This window comes from Commensalibacter sp. M0355 (assembly GCF_016101365.1).
GTDB lineage: Bacteria > Pseudomonadota > Alphaproteobacteria > Acetobacterales > Acetobacteraceae > Commensalibacter > Commensalibacter melissae.
Genome location: NZ_JACFQQ010000002.1, coordinates 276,816 through 294,046, shown reverse-complemented (window position 1 = coordinate 294,046; position 17,231 = coordinate 276,816). Strand labels below are relative to the sequence as shown.

The 17,231-nt window shown below is 36.4% G+C and carries 12 protein-coding genes; 4 read left to right on the top strand and 8 right to left on the bottom strand.

All coding sequences use genetic code 11. From position 1 onward, the window contains the following. The first annotated feature begins 29 nt into the window (after positions 1–29). From H3T44_RS05075 to H3T44_RS05065, 3 genes are all read left to right on the top strand, one after another. A complete protein-coding gene (locus H3T44_RS05075; RefSeq protein WP_198193356.1) occupies positions 30–1,571 on the top strand; it encodes an OprO/OprP family phosphate-selective porin in 1,542 nt (513 codons plus the stop codon). Positions 1,572–1,783: 212 nt separating this feature from the next. After that, on the top strand, positions 1,784–3,178 hold the full coding sequence (locus tag H3T44_RS05070; protein ID WP_198196415.1) for an OprO/OprP family phosphate-selective porin: 1,395 nt from the start codon (positions 1,784–1,786) through the stop codon (positions 3,176–3,178). 180 nt (positions 3,179–3,358) lie between these two features. Beyond that, complete coding sequence (locus tag H3T44_RS05065; RefSeq protein ID WP_198196413.1) at positions 3,359–4,861, top strand: OprO/OprP family phosphate-selective porin; 1,503 nt, start codon at positions 3,359–3,361, stop codon at positions 4,859–4,861. A 4-nt stretch (positions 4,862–4,865) separates the two neighbouring features. Here H3T44_RS05065 and H3T44_RS05060 read toward each other — a convergent pair whose 3' ends face one another. The 3 genes from H3T44_RS05060 to H3T44_RS05050 form a co-directional block, all read right to left on the bottom strand. Next, positions 4,866–9,440 carry an AAA family ATPase gene (locus tag H3T44_RS05060; RefSeq protein ID WP_198196411.1) on the bottom strand — a complete coding sequence of 1,525 codons (4,575 nt, stop codon included), beginning with the start codon at positions 9,438–9,440 and terminating at the stop codon, positions 4,866–4,868. A 21-nt stretch (positions 9,441–9,461) separates the two neighbouring features. After that, positions 9,462–10,094 (bottom strand): thioredoxin domain-containing protein, encoded by a 633-nt coding sequence (locus H3T44_RS05055; protein ID WP_122123344.1) that lies wholly within the window; start codon positions 10,092–10,094, stop codon positions 9,462–9,464. A gap of 153 nt (positions 10,095–10,247) precedes the next feature. Continuing rightward, entirely contained in the window at positions 10,248–10,592 is a 345-nt protein-coding gene (locus tag H3T44_RS05050) for a DMT family protein (RefSeq protein ID WP_110438778.1), read from the bottom strand. Positions 10,593–10,852: 260 nt separating this feature from the next. Here H3T44_RS05050 and H3T44_RS05045 point away from each other — a divergent pair, with 260 nt between their 5' ends. Further along, the gene (locus tag H3T44_RS05045; RefSeq protein WP_122123345.1) at positions 10,853–11,812 is read left to right on the top strand and encodes a carbohydrate kinase; all 960 of its coding nucleotides are present in this window, start codon (positions 10,853–10,855) and stop codon (positions 11,810–11,812) included. Between the two features lie 30 nt (positions 11,813–11,842). Here H3T44_RS05045 and H3T44_RS05040 read toward each other — a convergent pair whose 3' ends face one another. From H3T44_RS05040 to H3T44_RS05020, 5 genes are all read right to left on the bottom strand, one after another. Beyond that, entirely contained in the window at positions 11,843–12,826 is a 984-nt protein-coding gene (locus H3T44_RS05040) for a hemolysin family protein (protein ID WP_198196409.1), read from the bottom strand. A 2-nt stretch (positions 12,827–12,828) separates the two neighbouring features. After that, positions 12,829–13,326: an rRNA maturation RNase YbeY gene (gene ybeY, locus H3T44_RS05035; protein ID WP_198196407.1), complete on the bottom strand. Its 498-nt coding sequence runs from the start codon at positions 13,324–13,326 to the stop codon at positions 12,829–12,831. A gap of 14 nt (positions 13,327–13,340) precedes the next feature. Continuing rightward, complete coding sequence (locus tag H3T44_RS05030) at positions 13,341–14,426, bottom strand: PhoH family protein (protein WP_370552728.1); 1,086 nt, start codon at positions 14,424–14,426, stop codon at positions 13,341–13,343. Positions 14,427–14,438: 12 nt separating this feature from the next. Next, positions 14,439–15,821 carry a tRNA (N6-isopentenyl adenosine(37)-C2)-methylthiotransferase MiaB gene (miaB, locus tag H3T44_RS05025; protein ID WP_198196405.1) on the bottom strand — a complete coding sequence of 461 codons (1,383 nt, stop codon included), beginning with the start codon at positions 15,819–15,821 and terminating at the stop codon, positions 14,439–14,441. A 275-nt stretch (positions 15,822–16,096) separates the two neighbouring features. Then, entirely contained in the window at positions 16,097–16,876 is a 780-nt protein-coding gene (locus H3T44_RS05020) for a 1-acyl-sn-glycerol-3-phosphate acyltransferase (RefSeq protein ID WP_196424224.1), read from the bottom strand. Positions 16,877–17,231: the final 355 nt, after the last annotated feature.

The following is a 17,231-nucleotide window of genomic DNA, read 5'->3' as shown; positions in this document are numbered from 1 at the left end:
CTAATAAAATTATATAGGGGTCATTGATAATGGTAAACAATATTGAAGCCGTACAAAGTAACCTCTCATATGGACGTAAAAAAGGGTTTTTACGATCATGTACAATGGGTATTCTTTTTTTGAAGATCTCGATTTCATTTTCTTATGCAAATGTCTATCAGACTAACCGATGGAGATCAAATATAACTCCTTTTTTAAATAAAGAAAAAGAAGAAAAAAAAGACAAAGATGAAAATGATCAACAGGCTGAATATATTTGTTATGAAAAATCCATCCGTTGCACAATGTGGAATGCGGATAGGGTCGTAAATGTTGATCCATATAAAGACCTTCATTATCAAGTAGGTTATTCAACGCTTGCCTTTCCAAAGGGAAGACCGACATTTTATTCAGCGAGTAAAAAACTTAGTATCGCTTTTGGTCTTTATATTAATTACGACATTGGGGCTTTATTAGGTCCAAACAAACGAGCGAATGGACCAAAAGTTTCAAGTTATCAAGGAACTTTACGTCGTGGACGTCCGATTATTGTTGTAAAATATACTGATTTCGCCTTAACGGTTACACCAGATATTGGACGTTTTGGACTTGAACATCATGATCTGTTCGGAGCGGATTTGAAATATACAGGTATTAAGAATCTGGTAATTGGAGGGGGTTTACTCCAACCCACTTTATCAATGTTGGATTCTGAAACTTCCAGGGGATTTTTTCTTGCAGAACGACCCATGGTTATTGATATGTTAAGAAATGTTGCCGGAGGGGAACCTCGTGCTGGTTTCAATGTTATTCATTGGGGGCAGCGATACCTTATCAGTGTTGGCTATACAGGGCAACGCGTTGGTAAAAAATTTACCAATTTTCAACAGGGGCAGAAGGGAGGCGTTTTAAGATTGGCGGGTCGTCCAATAGCTTCAAGAAATATTGATCTTCATTTGGGCGTAACAGGAACATTTGCCGTTCATGGTGAAAATAGAAAATATTCTATTGTAAGTTATAATGAATCCCGTCTTTTCCCTTCCGCGGCAGATTTTAAGACAGGAACCATCAATGGTGTCAACAGTATATGGGCTGTAGGTCCTGAATTTGCCTTACGATGGAAAAGGTTGATTTTTCAAGGGGAATATTATTCATTTTTTATGCCAAGAAAGAATGAGGGATATGGACATAATGATAATCTTCATTTTTGGGGATGGTATGGAAGTTTAAATTACGCGATTTTCGGGGCTCATCGTCATTATTTACCGTCTCGCGCTATTTTTGCAGCACCAGAAGGTTCACTGTTTAATCCTGCCGCTGGGGATTGGGGAGCTTTGGAATGGTCAGTCCGTTGGAGTTATCTGAACCTCAATAGTCATGCTGGGGATTATGAAAATAACAAATATGCAGCAGGGGTGCAAGGTGGAAAACAGAAAGTCATAGCAACGGGGTTTAACTGGTATCCGTCACCACATTTCAGGGTGATGATTGATTATAATCATATAATTTCATCACGTTCTAGAAACAATTTATGGCATTTAAGAAAAAAGGATAGCAATCTAATAATTTCACGTTTACAACTAACTTTTTAAGGTTTTGAAGTGCTATTTTTAAAATTTATTTAACATGAAAAATTATTTTTTCCAAATATTATAATACTATATTTTAACGTAAATAAAAATATATTACAAAAATATTGTATACATAATCAATACTGGATACATTAATATTTGAAAAAAATAATTGAAAATTCTTTCAAAGATTAAACAGGTCTTTATTAAAGAAAATCCATGGAAATTGTAAAATGCGAAAATCTTATGAAACTTCTATGGCTTTTTCAAAATTCGGGATTTATTCAATATCATTATATTTTTTATTGAATTGGGTTTCAGCCGCTAAAGCCAATGATGATTCTTTATTCCAAACAAATCAGGTTACTTATTTGGATCCATATAAAAATATAATTTATGATATGGGTGATTTTAAAATCAGCTTTCCCAAAGGTAGATTTTTATTAAAATCAATGAATAATCATTTCAGTCTATCAATTGGAACGTCCATTCAATATGATATTGGTGGTTTCATAGGATCCGATAAAAAACATAATCAACCCGATATGGGTGGGTCACAGGCTGTATTGAGGCGTGCAAGATTTATCATAACAATTGCCTATGATAACTTTAAAATTATTGTTGCTCCTGATGTTGGACGTGGTGCATTGGTTAATGATTCATTTCATGAGATTAATCTTAATTATACCGGGTTTCATCATACAGATTTATCCATTGGTTTGATACAACCATCAGTCACTTTGCTGGGATCTGAAACATCTGCAGGATTTACCCTGGTAGAACGCCCCATGATCATTGATCTTGTAAGAAATATAGCTGGTGCGAATGCCAGAATAGGATTTACAGCCTCTCATTGGGGAAAAAATTATTATATTGGCGCTTCAGTTACCGGACAGCGTTTTGGTAAATTTTATCAGGATTTTCAAAAGAATCAAAAAGGGGGAATTATTCGTGCTGTCATCCATCCAATAAGATTTCAAAATTATGATTTGCATATGGGAGTGAGTGGAACGGTCGCATTTCATGGAGATAATCGGAGATATTTCATGAATGCACTGCCAGAGGCCTTTATCTGGCCGGGGCGTCCCTATATTCGTACCGGAAAAATTAACGGGGTAAACAATGTTTGGGCAATAGGTCCTGAATTCGCCTTTAGATTCAACCGTTTTATTATTCAGTCAGAATATTACTCAATTGATTTGCAAAGAAATTCGGAAAATAATTCACGCCGATCAAATTTAAAGTTTGCTGGATGGTATGTCAGTACAAATTATGTCTTGTTTGGTCAACCAAGACAATATTTTTCCGAACGTGCCTATTTTTCTGCACCAAAAAATGCACTTTTTAATCCAGCGGTAGGGGATTGGGGAGCACTGGAATGGACAGCACGCTGGAGCACCATGAATTTAAACAGCCATCGATACGATTGGGATAACGGCAAACCAAAAAATATACATGGTGGAAAACAGCACGTTATCGCAACAGGTTTCAATTGGTATCCAGCTGATCAGATGCGATTTTCGCTTGAATATAATTATGTTTTTGCCACTCGTTCAAGAAATAATTATTATAATAGTGCTGGTCGTAAAAGTAATATTCTCATTTCTCGTATCGAATTTAATTTTTAGAAATTTAATTCTCCCAAGGGCTTGATTTTTAGAGGTAAGGCTTTAAGCTGTTTTTGAGAATATACAAATTTAAAAGGATTTGAATGATTATTCATTACTGAAATGAGACAAAATTTATAAACAGAACTGCTCTGTTTAATCTTTCTTCAGTTTAAAGCTGTTAATACAGTAGGATCCTTCATGGTTCAAAAAAATCGAATAAATAGTGTAGAGGCCTTATATAGGAATATAAGACCTATTTTGTCATGTTCATTTAATATTATTGTTTTAAAAGCTACTATTTCTTTTGCCTATGCTCAAACAGAATGTATTTCTAATTCATTGATTTCTGCGTTGCCTAATTCCAGAAACAAACAATCCATCTACCTATGTTTGGATCATAAACAGGATTGTACAATGTGGAATGCTGACAAAATTCGAAACATTGATATTTATAGGGATATTTCTTATCAAATAGGTCATTTCAATTTGAATTTTCCCAAGGGACGTCCAACTCTGGTCTCCATTGATCGTCGATTCAGTATCTCTCTTGGGGCAAGTATACAGTTTGATATTGGTGGGATTATAGGTCCGGATAATAAACGCAATGGATCCAGAATGGATGGTTCACAGGCATTTTTGCGTAGGGGGCGATTTAATGTTGCTATCCGCTATGATGATTTCATCATTAACATAACACCGGATGCAGGGCGCCCAGCATTGGTTAATAATTCCATTTATGAGGCCTATTTAAAATATGTCGGATTTGAAAACACTATTATCGCTATCGGTCTGTTACAACCTCCCATAACTATGCTGGATACTGAAAGCTCAAATGGATTTATTCTGGTTGAACGTCCAATGATTGTTGATCTGGTTAGAAATTTAACAGGATCAGATGCCCGTCTTGCCTTGATGATGACTCACTGGAATAAACGGTATTATCTTAGCGCTTCAGTTACCGGGCAAAGGTTGGGAGGAACCTATCAGGATTTTCAAAAAAATGAACTTGGCGGTATTGTAAGAGCGGCGGTAAGACCTTTAGCTATCAATCATTATGATATGCATTTGGGTTTATCAACAACTTTTGTGACACATGGTGATAGCCGAAAATATTCATTAAGTACGGGACAGGAGGGGCAAGTTTGGTTGGGCCGTCCTTATTTGCGAACAGGAACTATTCAGGGTGTAAATAATATATGGGCAATAGGACCTGAATTTGCGGTAAGATTGAATCGTTTTCTGATACAGTCTGAATATTACTCCATGTTTTTGCAACGGGTTGCGGAAAAGTTAGGCAATAGGCCCAATTTGCATTTTTCTGGCTGGTATATTAGCGTCAATTATGTCCTGTTTGGACAACCAAGATCTTATGATGAAAGTAAAGCTGTTTTCACTCCCCCTGTCGGGAGCTTTTTCAATCCTGTCGCGGGAGAATGGGGAGCTTTGGAATTGTCAATCCGATGGAGTAACATGAACCTTAATCATTATAAATATCGTATGAATGAAAACGGTCATTATCTTGGGGTTCAAGGAGGAAAACAAAATATATTTGCAACAGGGTTGAATTGGTATCCCTCGTCACATATGCGGATATCACTTGATTATAATCATGTAATGGCGACACGGTCTAGAAAAAATTACTATAATTCAACTGGACGCACAAGTGATCTGGTTTTGTCCAGGGTACAATTTACATTTTGACAAACTAATAAAGTTCCAGTTGTTCATGTTGTTTATTTTGTTGAATTTTAACAGCATCTTCAAGATCAATTGAAATCAGTTGGCTTATGCCGCGTTCCTGCATCGTGACACCATAGAGGCGTTGCATGTGACTCATGGTAAGTTGATGATGGGTTACAACTAAAAAACGTGTCCCTGCCTGTGACATGTCAGACAACAATTTACAGAAACGTTCAACATTGGGATCATCTAGAGGGGCATCAACTTCATCAAGAATACAAATTGGAACAGGATTACATCGGCTGACAGCAAATACAAGTGATAAGGTTGTCAACGCTTGCTCACCACCAGAAAGTAAAGAGAGCGTTGAAAGATTTTTTCCTGGAGGTTGAGCATAAATTTCCAAACCGGATTGTAATGGATCTTCATGAGGTAAAAGCTTAAGATAGGCTTGTCCGCCATTAAACATACGGGTAAATAATTCCTGAAAATGATGATCCACTTCCTTAAAAATAGCGTTTAATTTGCTTCTTCCCTGTTTATTAAGTTTACAGATAGATTCACGTAACTGTTGGATTGCTGTGGTTAATTCATTGAATTCGTTTTCAAGATGGTTAAGTTCTGTCAGTTTTTCCTGATATTCGAGGTCTGCCCGCAAATTGACAGCTCCAAGCGCTTCCCGCTGTGCCTTTAATGATGCAATTGAATTTTTTAATTTTTTTTCTGCCTGATCATCCAGATCATGATCATTTCTTTCGTTTGACAGGTTTTTGATTTCGTCGGTAATGTCGCTATCAAGTTGAGCAAATACAATCTCGGCTTGTTCTTTTTTGGTTTCGGCTTTTATAAGTTGTTCTTGAATTTTATTTTTTTCCAGCTTTATATTTTGTAAATTCTGTTCGGCATTTTTTTTTGCTTGATCATATTCTATATTTCTTTTTTGCAATTCTTGATAATTTGCAGCAGATTGCCGTTCTGCATTTTTAAATTCATTAAGTTTGGATTTTAAGATCTCAGGTAGTTTATCTATATCTTTAAGTTGAATTTCAAGATTCAGTATTTTTTTAAGAATTTGCTCTTTTTCGTTTTGTCTTTCCCTGAAATGTTCTTGCCATTTGTCCAATTGCTGAGCAAGGGATTTTTTTTGAATGTCCAGATTATCTTTTTCTTGAAGAATTAAATGATAGTCAAGCCGTTTTTTTTCTTTTTCTGTTTCATTAATTCCATAGTCCTCTTTCAGTTTTTTTAATTTATTTTCCATTTCTTCACAATTAATGCGATGATTAAGATTATATTCTGCTTGATGAAAAAGAACGGAAATTTCTTTTAGATCGTTTTCAAGTTTCTGACATCGTGGAGTCAGGGCATCCAGTCGGCTTTGCTGCTGAATAGTAATTTCCTTAAGAGATTGATAAGAAAGCTGAGCCTGATTTAATTCAGTTTCCGTTTTTAGAAAAAATTCATTTTCATTATCTAACTTTTTGCTAAGCGTATTGATCGTATCTTCAATAACATGAACAGATTGGAACATTTCTTTAGGATTTTCTGCTTGATTAAGTTGTCTTTCCAAATTATTTAAATTTTCCCTATTTCTATCAATCTCTATTTCAAGATGTGCAAGTTTTTCCTGTAGAGATTCAATCTGGATTTTGTTTTGTGCATTTTGGTTCAAGCGTTGTTGATATTGTTCCTTGACTAAGGAATATTGATGTTCAAATCTATTAAAATCCTCTTTTTTTTGCTGAACAATCCGTTCTTTTTCTTGTTCTATACGTAAATATTGATAAATTTTCTCTTTATCTGGCAAGGGTATCTGGGTCTTTTTATGTGCTTGTTCAAAATATAATTTTTTTGTTTTAAGTTCGTTTTGAGCCTGTTGGACAGCAGGTTCAATGGCGTTAAATTGAGTCTCGGCCATTCTGGCTTCATTTTGCAAAGCGTAAAAATCCTGAGTAATTATTTGTGCCCGTTTTTCAATATCCCTATATTTGCTTTTGTTTTGCAATAATTTATTTTTAAATTGTATTTGTGTATTTTTTAATTGTTCATACAACTTTTCTATCTGTGGTGATTTTTGTAAATGACGTTTTAAATCCTCTTCGATATTTTGCAGAAGGTGTTTTTGAATCAATCGTTGAGCAGATTTGTTTTGAATGGCATGTGTTTGGTAATAACCATCCCAGCGCCAGATATCTCCTTGTTGAGTAGCCAGCATTTGTCCTGGTAAAAGATAGGGAAAAAGTTTATTCCCTTCTTCAACTGAATTTACAATTCCAATTTGCTGAAATGCTCTTTGTAAGGGCGGAGGCGGGGAAATAATATCAAACAGGGTTGGCAATGCACCTGTTAATGTTGTCTTGATATTACTTAGGGTAACCCAGCCCCGGGATGCATCAAGACCAGTTGGTGCATCAATAGTGTCGTCAAAAATTGCAGCTATAGTTTTTATCCATTTCTGAGGTATTGATAAAGGATCAAGAACGGCTGGTAATTCAGTATTGATGTTTTCCTCTGATGTTTGTTTAAGGATTTGTGCCAATCCTTGTTGTCTTGCTTCTAAATTACGAATTTCACTTTCATGTTGTTGGACAATGGAAGACTGTTTTTCCAAAGCTTCTGTATTTTTCTTTAGATTACTTTCAATTTGTTCAATTAATTGATGCTGTTTTTTTAATTGTAAATTAATATTTTCATATTGTGTTTGTTGTTCCTGAAGATATTCAGGAGCAATTATCTGTTTTGCCAGATATTCCTGTTGTTTGGTTAAAGTCTCGAATGAATTCTGTGCCTGTTGCAAGTTGGTATGGATTATGTCAAGATTCTTTTTGTTTTGATCATGGATCTGTAATGCTTGATTATAAGAATTTTCCTGTTCAAGGCGTTTTTTTATGGCTGCTTGGTGATCCTCGAGTGCCAAATCAATTTCTTTTTTATTTTTTTCAAGAGTAATTTGTGTGTTGAACAACTTTTCCTGAAATTGCTGTTGTTCTTCTGTTGCTAAAGACTGACTTTGCAGTTGAGTGATCTGATTTATAACATTTTGATAATTATCATTTAATCGCTTTTCTTGTGATTTGATTTGTCTTATTGTCTGATTGAGATCATTATAATTTTTTTCTACCTGTTGAGAATGATAAGTTTGTTTTTCCTTTTCAAATTCCTTGGACTGAATGGTTTTCTGAAGAATTTTTCGGTTTGCTTCAATCTCCTCTAGTTTTTTTTCGAGAATATTTAGTTGCTCTCGTTTTTTTTGCAGTTTTTCAGCTGAAGGAAGTTTTTCAAGACAACTTTTTTGTTCGGATAAAAGCTGTTCATATTCGGATTGAAATTTGGTTTTTTCATCATTCACCTGATTAAAATATTGCGTTATCTCATGATTTTTATTTATAGATGCAGACAGTTTTTTTTCATCTTCATGGATTAAATCAAGCAGGATAGCACTTTTTTCTTCTAGGGTTTTAACCTCCTGTTCAATCTGGAGAATTTTTGTTGGATGATGGTCAAGTTTTTCATTAATTGTGTTGATTTTGATTAGAATATTTTCCTGATCGGATTGATTATTTTCAAGATGAGACTGTATGTCTATCAGTTGGGTTTTGTTTTCTCTCAGCCGGTCATTCAATTGTTTTATTTCTTGTGTTTTCTGATTTAATTCATTTTCAAGTCTAGAAATCTGCTGGCGCTGATGATCACAATGAACGCGCGTCTGAATTTCCTGTTGATGCAGGGTAGCAGATTCTTTTTCCATAGCTTTCAGATTGTTGTGCAAATCCAGAATACAATTTTCTTTTTCCCTAATTCTACTTAGAATAATTGAAATTTGCATTTTAAGATCAAGAAGCTGTTTTTGCGCTCGTTGGTAATAAAGTATCTGCAAATTGGTTTCTTTATCGCGTACAGCTGTAGATATCTCACGGTATCTAGTGGCTTGTACAGATTGTTCTTTAAGTGTTTGGGTTTGATTTGTCAGCTGCTCTTTCAGGTCATTTAATCTGTCTAGATTTTCTTCAGTTGCTTTTAATTTCAGCTCTGCCTCTCGTCGACGGTTATATAACCCAGATATCCCTGCAGCCTCTTCTAGAACCTGTCTTCTTTCCTCTGGTGAGGCGGAAATAAGTTGTGCTATGCGATTTTGACTTATAATTGCTGTTGAACGTGGACCTGATCCAAGATCAGCAAATAGTGTTTGAATGTCCCTGGCGCGTTGTATTTTTCCATTAAGGCGATATTGACTGCCTCCTTCCCGTTCAATTTGGCGGGAAATCTCAATTTGATTTTGGTTATGAAAACAGTTTGGAATAACCTCATCAAACCCGTTTTCGGTTTGGTTTTTAATATTTTCAAGAGTTATTGCAACTTCGCCAATGTTAAAGGCTGCACGTCGTGCAGTTCCTGCAAATATGACATCATCCATTCCTGTACCCCGCAGGGAACGGGCGGAACTTTCCCCCATAACCCAGCGAATAGCCTCTACAATATTTGATTTACCACATCCATTGGGACCAACTATACCAGTTAATCCGGGTAAAATATCAAGTGAAGTCGTATTTGCGAAACTTTTAAAACCAGAAATTTTTAAATGGGTAAAATATATTGGCATATAAGTTTGTTGGTAATGAAATTATGAAGGTACAGTTCTTGTCAACGCATCATTAACTTCCTGATCAAATTTATCAAGCGTTAATTCACCGACAACCTTTTTACCGTTGAAGATAAAGGTTGGTGTACTGTCTATTTTGAAATGTTTTTCAGCGTAATTGCTTTCTTCCAATATTATTTTTTGAATTGCGTCATCATGAGTTACCTGCTGAAAACGCTCTTTGGACATACCAGCTAAAATTGAATATTTTTGCAATTCTTGCAAGGGATCAGCATTTTCATTGAAAGCCCATTGATCAAGATTACTCAGGAGGGCTGTAATAAACGGTTTATATTGATCTACTGGTAGGGAGCGTGCCACAATCGCGGCTTTTAGAGCTACTTTATCTAGGGGAAAATCTTTAAAAATGTAGAAAACTTTGCCAGTATCAATATATTTTTTTTGTATTTGGGGAAGTATATCATGTGCAAAACGTCCACAATGCACACAGGTTAGCGAAAACCATTCTTCAACATGAACTTTTGCATTGGAATTCCCGAGTGTACGAGGAGTTGAAAAATTTTTAGGTATTTCCGCATGAGTGGGAATTTTGGTCGCCATAATAGTCAAAACAGGCAAAACTGAGGCTAGTAAGGAGCGTCGTGTTATGGACATGATATTATTTCCAGTAAAATAAGTTCAAGTATGAGAGAAATTACAATTTAGATAATAATCCAAAGGATTGGTAAAATTATTAATTATTTCTCATTTATAATTTTTATAACAAAGAAAAACCATACAGTTCTGGAAAGCAAGTTAAAAAAATTCTCAACCACTACGAAATATAAAGTATACAGCACCCATAACGCATAAACCGGCCCATAAATAATCAAGCTTAAAAGACTGATGCATGAAAAATATGCTGAAAGGGATAAATACGGAAAGAGTTATTGCTTCCTGCATGATCTTTAACTCACCAAGGGATAGTTTTGTAAACCCAATCCTGTTGGCAGGAACCTGGATAAGATATTCTCCAAGAGCGATGCCCCAGCTGATTAATGCAGCTATATACCAGGGTTTGCCGGATAATGTTTTTAAATGACCATACCATGCATAGGTCATGAACAAATTTGAGCAGACAAGCATCAATGCTGTAATAAGCCAAACAGGCATATATTTTCCTTATGTTCGTAGGGTTGTTGGTGATATCAATCTTGGAATGATTGAAATGAATAAGGTGTAAAGAGTAATATTATTTCCAATATAATTTATTTAAAAATGAATTTTTAAATAAATTGGGATTGTTATTTGTGTCTCGATTTCTATTTTTTAAAATATTAATACTGGTTTTTTAATTTGTATTCCCTAATATAATGTTGGTAACATCTTGGTGATTCATCAAAATATGCAGTATTTTCAAAAAGGAGATTTGGATGATTATTGTTTGTGGTGATGTTTTAATTGACTTCATTCCCGATAAAACAAAAGATGGTGCAGATTGCTATTGTCCAGCCCCGGGCGGATCTTGTGCAAATATATCTGTTGCAATAGGTCGTCTTGGTGGCGCTGTCGGATTTATGGGAGGAATTTCCACTGATTTTTGGGGTGAGAAATTGATGGAATTTCTCGAAACATCCAACGTTGATGTAAGATATGTTGCCAGGGGAAACCAACAAACAACCCTTGCCTTTGTTGAATTGGGCAATGAAGAACCCGCCTATGCCTTTTATGATGAAAATACTGTATCGAGATTATGGGTCCGTTCACAATCACCCGGATTTTCCGACGATGTCAATTTGATCCACATTGGTTCTACTTCTCTGATTGAACCTCCTATTTCTGAATCTTGTGAGCAGATGTTCAGAATGGAAAAAGGAAAAAGAATTTTATCAATTGATCCAAATTGTCGACCCAGCAATACACATCATCCAGCTGTTTATAGAGCACGTATGGCACGTCTGACAGCCATGGCGGATATTATTAAATTATCCAAATCTGATCTGGAATTCTTATTGCCTGACACCAGAGTTGATGATGCTGCCAAACATTGGATCAATCAGGGTACCTCCATTGTTATCATTACACGTGGAAGCCAGGGTGTTCTTTGTTATTTGCCAGGTCATGAAGTCATTGAGGTTCCACCTGATTATATTGATAATGTAGTGGATTCAATCGGGGCAGGGGATACCTTTATGGCGGCAACCCTGACCTATTTACAAAAAAATGGATTTTTGACACTTGACAAAATTAAGACTATCACGCCTGCTGAAATTACCAAAGCCTTAAAATATGCATCGGTTGCTGCGGCAATGATTTGTGAACGGCGTGGAGCCAATCCTCCTTGGGAACAAGAGGTTGATGAACGGATTAAAAGGAAAGCTATAAAATTATAGAGTGATATGAACCCTGTTTGATAATCAGGGTTATATATTGTTTGAATTGGTTTCTGATAGGGTGTCTGAATCGTTGGATGTGGGTAAAGACCAGTTCTGAGGGATATGCATTCGCAGACGACGTATATGTCGCGGGTCAGCCTCCAGAACCCTGAATATCAATCCAGATGGGTGAGTTAATACCTCTCCCTTGGTCGGAATATGTTCAGCCAGATGGAAAACAAGTCCACCCAACGTATCCATATCTGAATTTTTTTCTTCTTCGGTCAAGAATGTTCCAATTTTTTCCTCAAGATCTTCAAGATGTGCTCTTGCATCCACATCCAGCGTATTGTTTCCCCGTTCGATAATCATGTTGGCCTCAGGTTCATCATGTTCATCAGCAATATCGCCCACGATTGTTTCCACCAGATCTTCAATCGTTATCAATCCATCAATGCTGCCATGCTCATCAATTACCAGCCCCAAATGAATCCGGTGTACACGCATTTGTAGCAGGAGATCAAGAACTGGTATTTGAGGTGCGATAAAAAGGGGCTGTCGAATGACTTTACCAAAATCGAAATCTTCACTGTGTCCAATATAGGAAATAAGATCCTTAACGTGCAACATCCCCTGGATATTGTCTAATTCCTGATGATAGACAGGAACTCGGGAATGATTTTCATGCTGCATAATTTCCAGTGCCTGCTTGAAACTGATTGAATCATCAATGGCAAATATATCAGCCCTTGGTATCATTACATCATCAGCCGTTTTATCTTTCAATCTCAATATATTGGAGATCAGTAATCGCTCATGCGGATTGAATTCCTCCTTGTTGTCATCGGGAATTGTAGTTAAATGATTGTTTCTGTCATCTACAAGGTTGACAATTGATTGTCGCAAATTGTGCTGATGTCTTTGATGGAACCAACGTTTAAAAAAAGATTTGTAACGGTTTGGCTTTGTGTTTGATTGTGACTGTTCTGATGCGGTATTATTCGGCGCATTATTACCTGGCGCACGAAACATGGCTATATACTCCCAAAAGACGAGTTTTTCCAGGGATTCGGGATCCCGATTTTACCTAAAAGATAGGATTCCTTCATTTCCATGGTTTTTGTTTCATTACATTTAAGGTGGTCATATCCCTTTAAATGCAATAAGCCGTGAAAAATAAGGTGTGTCAAATGATGGCGCATTGGTTTTCGGGCTCGACGGGATTCTTTTTGAATGGTTTCCAGGGCAAGAATAATGTCCCCTCCATAGGATTGGGGATCTGGATGCTCAAAAGTAAGAACATTTGTAGGCTTATTTTTATTCCTGAATTGGCAATTCAATTTTTGTATTGTCTGGTCATTGGCAAAACAAAGCGTGGTTTGTTCAGCAAAAGGTTGCAGGGTATAAATACGGTATATCAATTCCTTGAGATCAGGAATCAGTTTATACCACCTCTTGTCTTGTATAATTACTACTTCATTAAAAAGAAAATCAAGAATTTGATATCGATATTGCCGGAAGAGGGATGTCATCAGGAAATTTCTTTCTAGGATTTATTCTCGGAAGATATTTTTAATTTTGCTGACTGTTTGTCATAAGCCCTTACAATACGATTAACAAGAGGATGTCTGACAACATCTTCTGCCTTGAAACGAAGAATCTCAATACCGGAAACACCCTGTAATGTATCAACTGCATCCTTTAATCCTGATTTGATCATGGGTGGCAGATCAATTTGGCTAAGATCGCCGGTTATGACCATTCGTGAACCAGCCCCTAACCGTGTCAAAAACATTTTCATCTGAGCAGGAGTGGTATTTTGGGCTTCATCAAGTATGACATAGGCATGTTCAAGTGTTCTACCTCGCATAAAGGCAAGAGGAGCCACTTCAATTTCCCCGCTGGTCAGTCTTTTGACAACTTGATCTCCTGGCATCATGGCGTATAGAGCATCGTAAAGGGGACGAAGATATGGGTCAATTTTGTCTTTCATATCTCCAGGAAGAAACCCCAATCGCTCGCCAGCCTCTACAGCGGGACGAGATAGAATAATACGATCAATCTGACCAGATAAAAGCATGGAAACTGCCTGGGCTACAGCAAGAAATGTTTTTCCTGTTCCAGCGGGGCCAATTCCGAAAACCATTTCATTTCTTGCCAGCATTTTCAAATAGTTTGCCTGTCCCGTTGTGCGAGGTGAAATGGTACCTTTACGTACAGAAATTGTTGGAATTGATTCTGGTTGTTTGAGTTCCATGGATTCAGGAGGTTCATTTTGTTTTGATGGATAAAGAATGGATAAGAGTCCGTTATAGGCCATGCGTATGAAATTATTAACGATGGTAGAGTTAATTTCATTATGGGTATATATATGTTGATACAGATTGCTTACTACTGTTTTAGCAAGTTCAACCTGTTGGATATCCCCTTCAATGACCAGATAGTTTCCCCGACAACCCATGGTGACCTGAAGTTCGTTTTCAATTTGAACCAAATAGCGGTCATGATCTCCCAACATTTGAGCCAGTAATAAATTGTCAGGAAATTGCAGGGTTGTTTTTAAAAAAGATTCGTTTTTTACTTCTTCTGATAAAAGAATGGGATAAATCTGTAGGGAAACTTTATTATTCAAAATGGTTCCTTTTTAAACTAATGTTCCTGAAAGCGAATTTGTCAAAGATTTATCAATTCTAACTTGACATTCCCGACCGATTAGCGATGTGTCACCCTGAATGTGAACCGCTTGCAAATAGGGGGATTTTCCCGTTATCTGACCTTGTTTTCGACCTTTACCAACAAAAAGGATGGGAATGGTACGTCCGACCGTATTCTGGTTAAATTGATCTTGCTGTTCTCTTAACAAAGTCTGTAAGGCCTGAAGACGAGCATCTTTTTCTTCTTCCCTAACCTGATTCATGGAAATAGAGGCAGCCGTTCCGGGTCGGGGAGAATATTTAAAGGAAAAAGTTTGTGAAAACTGAACGTCACGGATAAGCTGCATGGTATCTTCAAAATCTTTCAGGTTTTCACCCGGATGACCGACAATAAAGTCTGAAGATAAAGCAATATCAGGACGTGCCTTGCGTAATTTATCAATAATCTTACGGTATTCATCAGCTGTATGCCCACGGTTCATGGCCTTGAGAATACGGTCTGATCCGGACTGAACCGGCAAATGCAGAAATGGCATTAACGCAGGTAAATCACGATGTGCGTTGATAAGGCTGTCATCCATATCCCTTGGATGGGAAGTAGTGTAACGAATACGGCTTAATTCTGGTAATGTTGAAAGTTTTTCTGCGAGACGAGCCAGATTCCAAATGTTTCCGTCGGGACCCTCTCCATGATAGGCATTGACGTTTTGACCCAGTAAAGTGATTTCCTTTACGCCAATACTGCAAAGATGAGTAGCTTCATCAAGAATTGCCTGAACTGGACGACTGACTTCAGCACCACGTGTATAGGGAACAACACAGAATGAACAAAATTTGTCACATCCCTCTTGAATTGTTAAGAAAGCACTGTAACCTGTATTTTCCTGAGGTGTGGGCAAAAAATCAAATTTGCTTTCAACAGGAAAATCGGTTTCGATTATATTCCCCGATTGCCGGGCCACTTCCAAAATCATTTTTGGAAGACGGTGATAAGTTTGAGGACCTAACACGATATCAACATAGGGAGCCCTCTGAAGAATGATATTCCCCTCAGCTTGAGCTACACATCCAGCCACTGCTATAAGGGTGGGGTTCCCCAGCTGATTGCGATATTCCTTTATCTGTTTCAAACGTCCTAGTTCTGAAAAAACCTTTTCAGTGGCTTTATCGCGTATATGGCAAGTGTTAAGAATGAGAACATCCGCCTTTTCAGCTTTATCCGTTACTTTGTATCCTAATGGACGCAGCAAATCGACCATTCGGTTGCTGTCATAAACATTCATTTGACATCCCCATGTGATTATATGCAGATATCGCCGTGATGTTTCATTATCTAAATTTGCATTTGTCAAAGTAAAGTCTCGTTGAACCATATCAGGATTTGGCCTTGGTATTAGGATATTTTTGAATTACAATAAAATACACTTTTTATAAAAAGACAGGAATAGATACAAGCTATTTATCCATTAATATATGAAAATTAATATTCAAATTGAAGATAAGTAAAAGGTTTTTATTATTTAAATATGAATTAATATTTTGTATATCAAGAAATGTTGCAAGAAAAAATTGAATTAGTTCATTAACATTTATATAATTTAATACAGGTATGATAAATCGTAATTCATATTTTATCGGATAGAAAATATTAAATTATTTTCTTTATTTCATCTTTAGAATGGTTTGATCTTAATGCAACAGTACCCTTGGCAATAATATCCCAGGTTTCCTGCGCAAGATGTTTACGGGTCTTGAAATTTTCTGGATATAAAGGATCATGAAAAATAACGGATGCATGCATATCGGAATATTGACTGAGATTCCATAAATGTGGTGCCAATTCCATATCACCATACCAGCAGTAAATGGGTCGGGTGAACCTGTTGACAGGTAACATGTCCAAACGATCATATGTAATTGAGATTGGTTGAATAATGGGTGTTTTATAAGTTATGGTGTTCTTACCATGGGGTTTTGCCAATGCAAAAAAAGAGGACATAAAAGGGTATAAATGCGATCCATCAGAAGAGGTGCCTTCTGGAAATAAGATTAGGCTATCATTGTTTCTTAATCTTGATTGTAGTTCAATTTGTTCTTTAGCTGTTGAGTGTCGTTGTCTGCTGACAAAGGAAACGCGGCCAAGTTTACATAAAATACTGATAAGAGGCCAGGTTCCGACCTCCTTTTTTGCAACAAAACATCCAGGCAATAATCCGCCTATAGTGACGATATCCAGCCATGAACAATGATTGGCAATGTATAAGATTGGACGATCCTGTCCTTTTTTTGAGTCCAGGGCAATAATCTTGCCGAAGGTATGAAGGCGTAGCCCCAGTAATTTTCCCACAATATACCAATAATACCTTGCAAAATTGGTTTTTAATTTTCCAGGGAGTTTGACAAAGATTGATTGTACTGGAATAGCCATTCCAGTCCATCCCAAAATGGTGAAGATTCTGAGTATTGCCCTAATTTTTTTCAAAAATTTAGGATTATAGGTATTAACTGCATTTTCATTATTGTCAAATAATGAATTGAAACCTATACGTGACCTATCTTTAATTTTTTTATTATTTGACTGAAGAATAATATTCTTAATTTTGGATAACATAAATAACAAAATTCATAATTTTAACAAAAAATAAAATACAGTTTTCTCAGTATTGTAATATAATAGTAATAATCACGGGCTTTATAATTGTTATCTGAAAATATGTGTAACGACAAGATTTATTCATAAAGAAAAATTTAAAATAATTTACCAAATTTTTGGCGTTTTTTTA

What these genes read in the sequence shown, in the direction of transcription:
- H3T44_RS05075 (WP_198193356.1), top strand. Translation starts at nt 30, where the DNA reads ATGGTAAACAATATTGAAGCCGTACAAAGTAACCTCTCATATGGACGT.
- H3T44_RS05070 (WP_198196415.1), top strand. Translation starts at nt 1,784, where the DNA reads ATGCGAAAATCTTATGAAACTTCTATGGCTTTTTCAAAATTCGGGATT.
- H3T44_RS05065 (WP_198196413.1), top strand. Translation starts at nt 3,359, where the DNA reads ATGGTTCAAAAAAATCGAATAAATAGTGTAGAGGCCTTATATAGGAAT.
- H3T44_RS05060 (WP_198196411.1), bottom strand. Translation starts at nt 9,440, where the DNA reads ATGCCAATATATTTTACCCATTTAAAAATTTCTGGTTTTAAAAGTTTC.
- H3T44_RS05055 (WP_122123344.1), bottom strand. Translation starts at nt 10,094, where the DNA reads ATGTCCATAACACGACGCTCCTTACTAGCCTCAGTTTTGCCTGTTTTG.
- H3T44_RS05050 (WP_110438778.1), bottom strand. Translation starts at nt 10,592, where the DNA reads ATGCCTGTTTGGCTTATTACAGCATTGATGCTTGTCTGCTCAAATTTG.
- H3T44_RS05045 (WP_122123345.1), top strand. Translation starts at nt 10,853, where the DNA reads ATGATTATTGTTTGTGGTGATGTTTTAATTGACTTCATTCCCGATAAA.
- H3T44_RS05040 (WP_198196409.1), bottom strand. Translation starts at nt 12,826, where the DNA reads ATGTTTCGTGCGCCAGGTAATAATGCGCCGAATAATACCGCATCAGAA.
- ybeY (WP_198196407.1), bottom strand. Translation starts at nt 13,326, where the DNA reads ATGACATCCCTCTTCCGGCAATATCGATATCAAATTCTTGATTTTCTT.
- miaB (WP_198196405.1), bottom strand. Translation starts at nt 15,821, where the DNA reads ATGGTTCAACGAGACTTTACTTTGACAAATGCAAATTTAGATAATGAA.
- H3T44_RS05020 (WP_196424224.1), bottom strand. Translation starts at nt 16,876, where the DNA reads ATGGCTATTCCAGTACAATCAATCTTTGTCAAACTCCCTGGAAAATTA.